Source organism: Akkermansia sp. 54_46 (assembly GCF_001917295.1).
In the GTDB taxonomy this organism is placed as follows: domain Bacteria; phylum Verrucomicrobiota; class Verrucomicrobiia; order Verrucomicrobiales; family Akkermansiaceae; genus Akkermansia; species Akkermansia muciniphila.
This window is the reverse complement of sequence record NZ_MNUD01000024.1, coordinates 19,254-32,324: the sequence shown is the minus strand read 5'-3', so window position 1 is coordinate 32,324 and position 13,071 is coordinate 19,254. Positions and strand designations below refer to the sequence as shown.

5 protein-coding genes are annotated in these 13,071 nt (G+C 57.6%); 4 read left to right on the top strand and 1 reads right to left on the bottom strand.

All coding sequences use genetic code 11. The annotated features are described in order from the left end of the window. Positions 1-268 precede the first annotated feature (268 nt). Positions 269-4,708: a glutamate synthase large subunit gene (gltB, locus tag BHW66_RS04025; protein WP_102734461.1), complete on the bottom strand. Its 4,440-nt coding sequence runs from the start codon at positions 4,706-4,708 to the stop codon at positions 269-271. Positions 4,709-5,105: 397 nt separating this feature from the next. Between gltB and BHW66_RS04020 the strand changes: the two genes are divergently transcribed. The 4 genes from BHW66_RS04020 to gmd all read left to right on the top strand — a co-directional run bounded on the left by BHW66_RS04020 (position 5,106) and on the right by gmd (position 13,071). Further along, positions 5,106-7,241, top strand: coding sequence for a glutamine synthetase III (locus BHW66_RS04020; RefSeq protein ID WP_022197680.1), 2,136 nt, complete (start codon positions 5,106-5,108; stop codon positions 7,239-7,241). Positions 7,242-7,494: 253 nt separating this feature from the next. Further along, positions 7,495-10,698, top strand: a complete 3,204-nt coding sequence (gene carB / locus BHW66_RS04015; protein ID WP_102732081.1) for a carbamoyl-phosphate synthase large subunit — start codon at positions 7,495-7,497, stop codon at positions 10,696-10,698. A 31-nt stretch (positions 10,699-10,729) separates the two neighbouring features. Next, the gene (gene carA / locus BHW66_RS04010) at positions 10,730-11,848 is read left to right on the top strand and encodes a glutamine-hydrolyzing carbamoyl-phosphate synthase small subunit (RefSeq protein ID WP_046435316.1); all 1,119 of its coding nucleotides are present in this window, start codon (positions 10,730-10,732) and stop codon (positions 11,846-11,848) included. A 155-nt stretch (positions 11,849-12,003) separates the two neighbouring features. Further along, a complete protein-coding gene (gmd, locus tag BHW66_RS04005) occupies positions 12,004-13,071 on the top strand; it encodes a GDP-mannose 4,6-dehydratase (RefSeq protein ID WP_012420289.1) in 1,068 nt (355 codons plus the stop codon).

Sequence of the window (13,071 nt, the reverse complement as noted above, 5' to 3'; positions counted from 1 at the left end):
ATTGCTGGAACATTTGACCTTCCTCCTGACATCAACCGCAACCACCATCCCCCTCGCAGCCGCATTTCTCTATCAACTGACAGTATGGTCATGAAAACCTCCTTATCCGGAACATTAGTCTTCAAATGCGGAATGGCTTAAGCAGGAAAAGCGGCGCCAACATGCCCGGCCATGAAACGGCATACAGGCCTATCAAAAAATGGGGGCCTCCGCACCCGCGGAGGCCCCTGCCTTACCCCAAACAACAGAAAACTGCTGCATGCTTCTTTCAGGAATGCATGGCCAGGGCATGCCGGTATTCCACCGGGAATACCTTGATGAATTTGCCGCGTTCTTCCGGCCAGTTGTTTAACAGGTCGTAAGCCCTGCGGCTCCTGGTAGCCATGTAATGCTCGTAAATGAGCTGAAGCAATTCCGCTTCATCGGCGGAATGCGGCATGACCGTTTCCAGGTCCACGCTGCCCAGGTTGCATTTCTGATCGAAGTTGTTGTCCGCGTCATACACGTAGGCCAGGCCGCCGGTCATCCCCGCGGCGAAATTGACGCCCACTTTGCCGAGCACCGCCACACGGCCCCCGGTCATGTATTCACAGCCGTGGTCGCCGATGCCTTCCACTACCATTTTGGCGCCGCTGTTGCGGATGGCGAAACGTTCCCCGGCCTGCCCGTGAAGGAAGATGCCGCCGGAAGTGGCCCCATAGCCGATGACGTTTCCGGCGATGACGTTGTCTGACGGTACGTAGGAGATATGATCCGGGGGGCGCACGATGATTTTGCCGCCGGACAAGCCCTTCCCGACAAAGTCATTCGCCTCCCCGACAAGTTCAAAGGTGACGCCAGGCGCCAGAAAAGCCCCGAAGCTTTGCCCCGCGCATCCGGTAAAGTGCACCGTAAGCGTATCTTCCGCCAGGCCGCGCGGCCCGAATTTCATCACCAGCTCACCGGAAAGTTCCGTCCCCACCGTCCGGTCCACATTGCGGACGTCTCGGCAGAGTTCCGTCTTTTCCCCCTTTTCCAGCAGGGGCTTCAATGCCGGCAGCAGATGGCGGCGGTCGTAGTTGTCCAGCGGTTCCTTTTCAAAAGAGGGGTCAAACCTGCGTCCATCCCCCTCTGCCGCATGCAGGATGGAGGAAAAGTCCAAATGCCGGGCCTTGTAAAAATCTATGGCGCGGTTGACGGAAAGCAGATCTGCCCTGCCTACGGCTTCATCCAGGGAACGAAGCCCCAGGGATGCCAGGATTTCCCGCGTTTCCTGGGCCACGAAGCGGAGGTAGTTGATGACGTATTCCGGCTTGCCGCTGAATTTGGCCCTCAGGGCCGGATCCTGCGTGGCGACGCCTACCGGGCACGTATTTTCATGGCACCTGCGGAGCATGGCGCAGCCGATGGAAACCAGGATGGCGGTTCCGAAACCGAATTCCTCCGCCCCCAGCAGGGCGGCCATCACGACGTCCCTCCCGGTGCGCAGCTGGCCGTCCACCTGGAGCCGGACCCGGGAACGGAGCTTGTTGAGCACCAGCGTCTGCTGCGTTTCCGCCAGCCCCAGCTCCCACGGCAGTCCGGCGTGCTTTACGCTGGTGAGCGGAGAGGCGCCCGTGCCGCCGTCGTGGCCGCTGACCACAACCACATCCGCATGGGCCTTCACCACACCCGCGGCAACCGCGCCGATGCCCACCTCGGAAACAAGCTTGACGGAGACACGGGCATCCGGATTGGAGTTGCGCAGATCGTAAATTAACTGGGCCAGGTCTTCAATGGAGTAAATGTCATGATGCGGAGGAGGAGATATGAGGCTGACGTTCTGCATGGAATGGCGCAGCCGGGCGATGTATGGATCCACCTTGTGCGCCGGGAGCTGGCCCCCCTCCCCGGGCTTGGCCCCCTGGGCCATCTTAATCTGGAGCTCGGAAGCGTGGCGCAGATAATTAATGGTCACTCCAAAACGCCCGCTCGCCACCTGCTTGATGGCGCTGTAGCGGGCTTCTCCCCGGGCGTTGGGTTCATAGCGGGCTTCATCTTCCCCCCCTTCCCCGGAATTGCTTTTGGCTCCGATTTTATTCATCGCAATGGCGATGGTTTCATGGGCTTCCGGGCTGAGGGACCCCAAAGACATGGCTCCGGAAACGAAACGGCGCAAGATGGAATCCACGCTTTCCACTTCTTCCAGGGGGATAGCGTCTGCCGGAGCAAATTCAAACAGGCCGCGCAAAGTGCAGAGATGCTGCGCCTGACGGTTGCTGTAATCCGCGAATTCCCGGTATTTCCGTTCGTCATTGTCACGCACGGCAGCGCGGAAAGCCTGAAGTGTCTGCGGATTCCAGAGATGATTCTCCCCTCCTTTCTTATACTTGTACTGCCCTCCCGCATCCAGCTTGTCCCCGTGTTCCGCGTTTTGCACGGCGCGCTGGTTGCATTCCGCGGCTATTTCATCCAGCCCTATGCCTCCTACGCGGCTGACGGTGCCGGGAAAGAATTCGTCAATCAGTTCCCGGTTTAGACCCACCGCCTCGAACAGCTGGGAGGAGCGGTAGCTGCGCAACGTGGAAATGCCCATCTTGGACATGATTTTGAGCAGTCCCTTGTCTATGGCATTAATGTAGTTGCCGGAGGCTTTCACTACATCCAGAGGGCAGTCCTGCGGCGCGGCCAGGGAAGTAACCGTCGCCAGAGCCAGGTACGGATTGACTGCCGTGGCCCCGAAACCCAGAAGCAGAGCAAAGTGCATTGTTTCCCTCGCCTCCCCGGTTTCCAGAATCAGACCCACATCGGAACGCAGCCCGGCGGACGTCAGCGCGCGGTTCACCACGGAACAGGCCAAAAGGCTGGGAACGGGAAGGTAGCCGTGCCCTATGTTGCGGTCCGTCAGCACCAGAATGCGCACGCCGGACCTGACCAGGCCCACGGCGGATTCTGCCAGGCTTTCCAGCGTCTCCCGCAGGGCTTTTCCGTCCCCTCCTTCCGGGAACTGGATGGAAAGCCTGGCGGAAGGGAAGCCGGCCTCCCGAATATTGCAGAGGCGGTTGAGTTCTTCATCCGTAATGACGGGGCGCGCCATCTTGATAAGACGGGCGTGCTCCGGCGTCTCTTCCAGAATGTTGGGATGGTTGCCTATGTATGTGGTCAGGCTCATGACCAGTTCCTCCCGGATGGGGTCGATGGGAGGGTTGGTCACCTGGGCGAACAACTGCTTGAAATAATTGAACAGGAGAGGCGCCTTTCCGGAGAGGACGGCCAGCGGCGCGTCATTTCCCATGGAGCCGAGGGGCTCCGCGCCTTTCAGCATCATGGGACGGATAATCAGCTCCACATCCTCCTGGGTAAATCCGAACTGGCGCTGGCGGCCCACGAGGTCCGGCATTTCCGCAGAAGCGGAAATGGAATCAAACAGAGAACGGACGGAAATCTTGTTTTTCTCCACCCAGCGGCGGTAAGGCATGCGCCTGGCCATTTCATTCTTGGTTTCAGCATCGGATACCAGCCGGTGGTTCACCAGGTCGCAGTAAATCATCTCCCCGGGACGGAGGCGGCCTTTGCGGGCTACTTTTTCCGCGGGAATGTCCGCCACGCCCGTTTCCGAAGCCAGAATGAAAATATCATCCGTGGTCAGCGTATAGCGCGCGGGGCGCAGGCCGTTGCGGTCCAGCATGGCGCCAGCATTGATACCATCGGAAAAAACGACGGCGGTCGGACCGTCCCAGGGCTCCATCATGGCGGAGTGGTATTCAAAGAAACCGCGCACATCCGGCCCCAAATGGTAATTGACGCCCCAGGCCTGCGGCATGAGCATAAGCATGACATGGCGCAGGTCCCGTCCGGCGGCGGCCAGCAGCTCAACCATGTTGTCCAGGCAGGCGGAATCGCTCTGGCCGGGGGGAATAAGAGGCAACAGCTTTTGCAGGTCATCCCCCAGCAGAGTGGAAGACAAATGCGGCTCACGCACGCTCAGGTGATTCAGGTTCCCGCGCAGGGTATTGATTTCCCCGTTGTGGGCCAGATACCTGAAGGGATGGGCCAGGCTCCAGGTTGGGAACGTATTCGTGCTGTAGCGCTGGTGGACAAGAGCCAGGGGGGATTTGAAATGCTCGCTGGCCAGATCTCCGTAAAATCCTTCAATCTGCGTGCCGAGGAACAGCCCCTTGTACACAATGCTGCGGCTGGAGCAGCTGCACACATAACAGCCTTCCACGCGCCGTTCCATTTCCCGGCGCATCACGAACAGTTTGCGTTCAAATTCCGCCTGATCCGCAAAACCGCTGCCGTCAATGAACAACTGACGGATCAGGGGGCACGTGCGCTGGGCGTTTTTACCGATGCTGTCCCGATCCACGGGAACCTGCCTCCACGCAATCACGCTGCCGCCGTTTTCCGTGACGGCGGCTTCCAATTCCTCTTCATGGCCGCATCCGCCGAACATCATGGCCACCCCGTATTTGCCTCTGGCGGGAAGCTTGTTGGGAAGCGCCAGGCGGAAAAATTCATCCGGAAGGGCCAGCAGAATGCCCGCGCCGTCCCCGGTATCCGGATCGCTCCCCACGGCGCCGCGGTGCATGAGCCTCTTAAGAACAGTAATCCCCGTTTCAATGATTTTGTGGCTCGGTTCATTTTTCAGGTCAGCCACCAGGCCAACGCCGCAGGCGTCCCTCTCCTGTTCAAAATCATACAATCCCTGCGGCGCGGGAATGCCTGTCTCAAATTGATCGCTATTCATCAGTTTGCTGTTTTGTTTGGGTTAAGTTGACTTATTCGTAGCAAAAACCGTGCCAACATTGCCCAGACTTTCTATTTTCCCGCTTTCAAACTGTTTTACCCCCGTTTTACAAAGCCTGACGCGGCTGCCGGCATAACAGGACATTTTGAAGCGGAATAAAAATATCGTTCCCCCCAAGAAGAATTTTTTACATTTTTGTAATCACCCTTTTGTTGCGATTTTACATTTTTGTAATTCATTCTTATGCGCAGTTTTGTTTCCCTTTTTTGCAGCCCCTTCGCCATAATATTCATATTTCACTAATAATCAATAAATTAAAATTAGCAACATATTCATGAGAACATTTACCTGAAAAGTTGGCACGCTTCTTGCTAAAGAAAAGGTACAACAGTTAACCATGATGAGTGACTCGACACGAACACAAGCCATCAGCGCCATCGCTTCCCTGCCCGTGGGCGGAGCTAGCGAAAGCGCCCCGGTCAGCATTGATTATTACGGAGCGGATGTCTTCAGCACGGAAGTGATGAAGAAGTACCTGCCCAAAGATACGGCAAAAACCCTCCTGGCCACTATCCAGGACGGACTTCCTCTGAACGCGGACATTGCCGCAGATGTGGCCCATGCCATGAAGCAGTGGGCTCTGGAACGGGGAGCCACTCACTATACGCACTGGTTCCAGCCCATGACGGGCTCCACGGCGGAGAAGCACGATTCCTTCCTGGACCCCAAGGGAATGGAACCCATCATGAGCTTCTCCGGCAAAAACCTGATTGTGAGCGAACCGGACGCGTCCAGTTTCCCTTCCGGCGGCCTGCGCTGCACTTTTGAGGCCCGCGGATACACCGCCTGGGATCCCACCAGCCCCGCCTTCATCAAGAGGCACGGGAACGGAGCCACGCTCTGCATCCCTACCGCCTACTGTTCCTATACGGGAGACGCGCTGGATAAGAAGACTCCGCTGCTGCGCTCCCGCCAGGCATTGGGCAACGCCGTCAAGAAGCTGATGAAGTGCTTCGGGCTTCCGGACGAACACGTGACCATCACGCTGGGACCGGAACAGGAGTACTTCCTCATTGACAAGAATTTTTACCTGAACCGCCCGGACCTGGTCCAGACGGGGCGCACCCTTTTCGGCGCACCTCCCGCCAAGCACCAGCAGCTGGAAGACCATTATTTCGGCTCCATCAAGCCTCGTGTCCTTAATTTCATGAGTGACGTGGAACAGGAACTCTGGAGACTGGGAATCCCTGCCAAGACCCGCCACAACGAAGTGGCGCCCGCGCAATTTGAACTGGCCCCTCTGTTTGAGGACGTGAACCTGGCGATCGACCATAACATGCTGGTGATGGAGATTCTGCGCCAGCAGGCCAGCAAGCATGGCCTGGTATGCCTGCTTCATGAAAAGCCATTTGCAGGCGTCAACGGTTCCGGCAAGCATAACAACTGGTCCATTTCCTACGGAAACAAAAACCTGCTGGACCCCGGTTCGGACCCGCAGCAGAACGCCATTTTCCTGACCGTCCTGACCGCCATCATCGAGGCTGTTGACAAGCACAGCGACCTGTTGCGCAATTCCGTGGCCAGCGCCGGGAACGACCACCGCCTGGGAGCGAACGAAGCGCCCCCCGCCATTATCTCCATTTTCCTGGGAGCCCAGCTCAATGAAGTGATTGAGAATATGATCAATGGCTCTTCCGGCTGCGGCAAACGCAACGATACGCTCAAAATCGGCGTGGATACGCTTCCCGTCCTTCCCCGGGACGCGACGGACCGCAACCGCACCAGCCCGTTTGCCTTCACCGGCAACAAATTTGAATTCCGAGCACCGGGCTCCGCCCAATCCTGCGCGGGACCCATGATGACCCTGAACACCATTGTGGCGGAAGCCCTCGACTCCCTTGCGGAAGAACTTTCTTCCTTCGCTCCGGAAACATTCCTGCCGCAGCTTCAGGAAACGCTCAAGCGCAGGATTTCCGAACACAAGAGAATCATCTTCAACGGAGACAACTATTCGGAGGAATGGGTGAAGGAAGCGGAACGCAGAGGCCTCCCCAACCTGAAAAATACGATGACGGCCCTTCACACCCTGGTGAATGAAAAGAATGTGGCCCTGTTTGAAAAATACGGCGTCTTTTCCAGGCGGGAGCTGGAATCCAGGTTTGAGATTTTCCTGGAAGAATACCACAGACGCATCCGCATTGAAGGGCGCCTGTCCTGGGAAATGGCGGCCACCATCATCCTCCCCGCCCTGCGCAACGAATACGGGCAAACCGTTGCCGCGCTCTCCAGGGCGCTGGAAGCCAAGCGGACCAACGGTACCGCCGCCCTGCAGAAGCTGGCGGACAAGCTGGGCGACGCCCTGGATTCCATCGTATCCGACCTGGATACCCTGGAAACGGCGCTTACGAGCTGCCATGAGGACATCCTTGCCGCGATGTCCCGATTGAGAACCAGCGTCGATGCCGCAGAAACCCTGGTGAACGACCGGTCCTGGCCTCTCCCCAAGTACCGGGAAATGCTGTTCATCTATTAGTGGGTGCACCGACGAGCTCCGGAGTTGTGCCGCCCCCCTCGCGGGTCAAGCCTCTGCCCGCAGGGAAGGCACGGCTCCGGAGCCTTGGCGCGCCTTGCTCCGGCCTCCTTCCTCTTCCGTTTTCCACCGTTCCCCACGCTCTAAAAATCCGCGTCATTGACCGTAAAAAAACTTTCCTCCGGAGCCCGGCGGGCACTTAATTCCCCCGGCGGAAATCCGCGGTCCAGGACTACAGGATTCTTCCATCGCCATTATGCCTAAAGACACCTCCATCAAAAAGATTCTCGTGATCGGGTCCGGCCCGATCGTCATCGGCCAGGGCTGCGAATTCGACTACTCCGGCACCCAGGCCTGCAAAGCCCTCCGGGAAGAGGGTTATGAAGTAGTGCTGGTCAACTCCAATCCCGCCACCATCATGACGGACCCGGAGACAGCTCCGCGCACTTATATTGAACCGATTACTCCGGAGTTCGTGGAGAAAATCATCATCCGGGAAAAACCGGATGCCCTCCTCCCGACCCTGGGCGGGCAGACAGCCCTGAACTGCGCCATGGAACTGCACCGCAGCGGCGTGCTGGAAAGGGAAAAGGTGCGTATGATCGGTGCCAACGCAGACGCCATTGACCGCGGGGAGGACCGCAACCTGTTCAAGGAAGCCATGCTCCGCATTGGCCTGGACGTGCCGCGTTCCGGCATTGCGCATACCATGGAGGAAGCGCGCCGGGTGGCCGGGGATATTGGCACCTTTCCCCTGATTGTCCGCCCCGCCTTTACGCTGGGCGGCATGGGAGGCGGAGTAGCGTACAACAAAACGGAATTTGAAGAGATATGCGCCCGGGGGCTGGATCTTTCCCCCGTTTCCGAAATCCTGATTGAAGAGTCCCTGATCGGCTGGAAAGAGTTTGAAATGGAAGTAATGAGGGACCGCGCGGACAATTGCGTCGTCATTTGCTCCATTGAGAACATCGACCCCATGGGCGTGCATACCGGGGATTCCATCACCGTAGCCCCCATCCAGACACTCACGGACCGAGAATACCAGGCCATGAGGGACGCTTCTTTTGCCGTCATCCGGGAGATCGGGGTGGAAACGGGCGGTTCCAACATCCAGTTCGCCATTAATCCGACCAACGGCCGCATGATTGTCATTGAAATGAACCCCCGCGTTTCCCGCTCTTCCGCGCTGGCTTCCAAGGCCACAGGGTTCCCCATTGCCAAACTGGCCGCCAAACTGGCCGTAGGCTATACGCTGGACGAATTGCGGAATGACATCACGCGGGAAACGCCCGCCTGCTTTGAGCCCACCATCGACTATGTGGTTACCAAGGTTCCCCGCTTCACGTTTGAAAAGTTCAAGCAGGCGGACGAACACCTGACCACGTCCATGAAATCCGTAGGGGAGGCCATGGCCATCGGTCGTACTTTCAAGGAATCCCTGCAAAAGGCCTTGCGTTCCCTGGAAACGGGACGCTGGGGCTGGGGATTTGACGCGAAGGCCCCGCAGGCGCCTTCCGCAGAAGAAATCACGCGGAAACTGGCTGTTCCCACGGCAGAACGCATTTTCTGGATTCAAACGGCGTTCAGCAACGGATTTTCCCTGGATGAAGTGCAGCAGCTTACCCAGATTGATCCCTGGTTCCTGGCACAAATGCAGGACCTGGCCAAGGCGGGAGACAGCCTGGACAAGCTGGATCTGCGGGAAGCCAAGAAGCTGGGCTTTTCCGACAGGCAGATCGCCCTGGCCCGGAGAACCACGGAAGAAAACATCCGGAAGGAACGCCAGGAACAGGGCATTGTGCCCGGATATCGGCTGGTGGATACCTGCGCCGCGGAGTTTGAAGCCTACACCCCCTACTTTTATTCCACCTATGGAGATGAAAATGAAGCCCGCGAAACAGGCAGAAAAAAAATCCTCATCCTGGGCGGCGGCCCAAACCGCATTGGCCAGGGGATTGAGTTCGACTACTGCTGCGTGCACGCCTCCATGGCTCTGCGGGAAATGGGCTATGAAACCATCATCGTGAACTCCAACCCGGAAACCGTCTCCACGGACTATGATTCCTCCGACAAGCTTTTCTTCGAACCCCTGACGCTGGAAGACGTGCTCCATATCTGTGAGCAGGAGAAGCCGGACGGCGTCATCGTCCAGTTCGGAGGACAGACGCCGCTGAATCTGGCCAATGCGCTGGAAGCCCACGGCGTGCCTATTATCGGCACCAGCCCCAGGGCCATTGACCTGGCGGAAGACCGCGAACATTTTTCCGCCCTGTTGAAAGAACTGGGGCTGAAACAGGCAGAGGCAGGAACAGCCACCAATGTGGAGGACGCCGCCGCCATTGCCGCGCGCATCGGTTACCCGGTGCTGCTGCGCCCCTCCTTCGTGCTGGGCGGACGCGGCATGATCATCGTATATGAGGAAAAAGAACTGCGCCGGTACATGAATGAAGCCGTGGAAGCTTCCGAGGAACGCCCCGTTCTGATTGACCGCTTCCTGGAAAATGCCGTGGAGATTGACGTGGATGTCATCGCGGACAGGGAGCGCGCCGTCATCGGAGCCATCATGCAGCATGTGGAACCGGCAGGCATCCATTCAGGGGATTCCGCCAGCATGATTCCCGCCATGGGAATTTCCATGAAAATGCACAAGGAAATCACGCGGGCTTCCAAGGAGCTGGCAAGCAAACTGAACGTCTGCGGGCTGATGAACATCCAGTTTGCCGTAAAAGATGAACAGCTTTACGTCATTGAGGTGAATCCGCGCGCCTCCCGCACCGTTCCGTTCGTCTCCAAATCCATCGGCAAGCCCCTCGCCAAGCTGGCCGCACAGGTCATGGCCGGCAAAACGCTGGCGGAACTGGGCTTTACCCGGGAAATCACTCCGGAATACTATTGCGTGAAGGAAGCCGTTTTCCCATGGGGCCGCTTCCCGGGCATCGACGTGGTGCTGGGGCCGGAAATGAAATCCACCGGAGAGGTGATGGGCATTGATCCGGACCCGGATATCGCTTTCGCAAAATCCCAGGTCAGTGCATTCAATCCCCTGCCGACGGAAGGCAAAGTCTTCATCTCCGTGAATGACCGGGACAAGGAACGGGTGCTTCACATGGCCCGGCAGCTGGCGGACATGGGATTCACGCTGTGCGCCACGCGCGGCACGATGATTCACCTGCTCCAGCACGACATTGAATGCGAACGCGCCTACAAAGTCAACGAGGCGCGCCGCCCCAACATCGTGGACCATATTAAAAACGGGGATATTGATTTCATCATCAACACCCCCGGCTCCCACGACGCGCGGGCGGACGACATCATCATCCGTTCCTCCGCCATTGCCGCCAAAACCTCCTATTGCACCAACCTGGCTTCCGCACAGGCCTGCGTGAATGCCATTGAGGCGCTGAAGAACAAAAATCTTCAGGTGTGCACTATTCAGGAGTACCACGCCCAAAACCTTTAATCCCGCACCACCTAAGCATACTTACATCACCATGAGAGCCATTCTCGCACTGGAAGACGGAAGCGTCTTCATCGGTTCGCACTTCGGGGCCACGGGCACGGAAGTGGGGGAAGCCTGCTTCAACACGTCCATGACCGGCTATCAGGAAGTATTGACGGATCCGTCCTACAGCGGCCAGATCGTCACCATGACTTATCCTCTGATCGGCAATTACGGCGTCAACCCGGAAGACGGGGAATCAGGCAAAGCGCAGGTCAGCGGTTTTGTGGTGGCGGAACTGGCGAAAGTCCACTCCAACTGGCGTGCCACGGAATCCCTGGGCCCGTGGCTGGAAAAACAGGGCGTCATCGGCATTGAAGGGGTGGATACCCGCAAAATCGCCAAGCATCTGCGCTCCGCCGGAGCCATGCGCGCCTGCCTCACCACGGAGCTGACGCCGGAGGAAGCCGTGGAAGCAGCCAGAAACGCCCCCTCCATGGAAGGCTGCAATATCGTGGACAAAATCGGTTCCCACCCCATGACACCGGAGGAAGTGGACGCGCTGGTTACGGGAAAAACTCTGCCCCCTGCGGAATACGACATCGTCGCCTTTGACTTCGGCATTAAATACAACATCCTGCGCCAGTTGAGGGAAAACGGCTTCCGCGTAACCGTAGTTCCCGCCCACACGACGGCGGAGGAAGTGCTTGCCATGAACCCGGACGGCGTCTTTCTTTCCAATGGTCCGGGAGATCCCGCCACGCTGACGGACATTCACCGGGAAGTAGCTGCATTGATTGGGAAAGTGCCCATGTTCGGCATCTGCCTGGGCCACCAGATTATTTCCCACGCGCTGGGAGCGAAAACCTTCAAGCTGAAGTTCGGGCACCGTGGAGCGAACCATCCGGTCAAAGATTTGAAAACGGGTAAAATCAGCATTACGTCCCAGAACCACGGTTTTGCCGTGGATCCGGACACCGTGCCGGACAACGTGGAAATAACGCTGATCAATCTGAATGACAATACCGTGGAAGGCATCGCCCACAGGACGCTTCCCGTATTCAGCGTGCAATACCACCCGGAAGCGGCACCCGGCCCCAGGGATCCCCAGTATCTGTTCCGGGATTTCAGGAAAATGATTGCGGCCAGCAAGCGGCAACATGCCCGCTGACGGCTCTGCCCCCCCTTCCTATAGACCAGAGCATTTTCCTCGCCTCGCTGGGAAAAATGCGTTATTTATGCCCGGAGCCCATGAATTGCGGCTCCGGGAGAGGTTTCTTTTCATTTCATCAACCTCTCCCGCCAGCAAATAACCTGACACACCATATGAGCAAAATCGCATTAATCTCCGGCATTACGGGACAGGACGGTTCCTTTCTCGCAGAGTTCCTGATTGACAAAGGGTATGAAGTACACGGCATCCTGCGCCGGTCCTCCTCCTTCAACACGGGCCGCATCGAACACCTTTACCTGGACGAATGGGTGCGGGACATGAAGAAAAACCGCCTGATTAACCTCCACTACGGGGACATGACGGATTCCAGTTCTCTCATCCGCATCATCCAGACCGTGCAGCCGGATGAAATCTACAATCTGGCAGCCCAGAGCCATGTGAAAGTCAGCTTTGACGTACCGGAATACACGGCGGAAACGGATGCCGTGGGAACCCTCCGCATGCTGGAAGCCGTCCGCATTCTGGGCATGGAAAAGAAATGCCGCATCTACCAGGCTTCCACGTCCGAGCTTTTCGGGCTGGTGCAGGAAGTCCCCCAGAAGGAAACCACGCCGTTTTACCCCCGTTCACCCTACGGCGTAGCCAAGCAATACGGATTCTGGATTACCAAGAATTACCGGGAATCTTACAATATGTTTGCCGTTAACGGCATCCTGTTCAACCACGAAAGCGAACGCCGCGGAGAAAATTTCGTTACCCGCAAAATCACGCTGGCGGCGGCACGCATTGCCCAGGGCATGCAGGACAAGCTTTACCTGGGCAACCTGAACGCCCTGCGCGACTGGGGTTACGCCAAGGATTACGTGGAATGCATGTGGCTGATTCTCCAGCATGACACACCGGAGGATTTCGTCATCGCCACAGGGGAAATGCACACGGTCAGGGAATTCTGCACGCTGGCTTTCCGTGAGGCCGGAATAGAGCTGGAATGGGAGGGAGAAGGCGTGGAAGAACGCGGACGCGACAGGAAGACGGGCAATATTCTGGTGGAAGTGGACCCCAAATATTTCCGCCCTGCCGAAGTTGAACAACTGTTGGGAGACCCAACCAAGGCCAAAACCCTTCTTGGCTGGAACCCTACCTCCACTCCGTTTGAGGAACTCGTGCGCATCATGGTGCGCCACGACATGAAATACGTAAAAACTCCCGTTCATTTCTGA

Coding starts and splice junctions, on each gene's coding strand:
- gltB (WP_102734461.1), bottom strand. CDS start 4,708: ATGAATAGCGATCAATTTGAGACAGGCATTCCCGCGCCGCAGGGATTG.
- BHW66_RS04020 (WP_022197680.1), top strand. CDS start 5,106: ATGATGAGTGACTCGACACGAACACAAGCCATCAGCGCCATCGCTTCC.
- carB (WP_102732081.1), top strand. CDS start 7,495: ATGCCTAAAGACACCTCCATCAAAAAGATTCTCGTGATCGGGTCCGGC.
- carA (WP_046435316.1), top strand. CDS start 10,730: ATGAGAGCCATTCTCGCACTGGAAGACGGAAGCGTCTTCATCGGTTCG.
- gmd (WP_012420289.1), top strand. CDS start 12,004: ATGAGCAAAATCGCATTAATCTCCGGCATTACGGGACAGGACGGTTCC.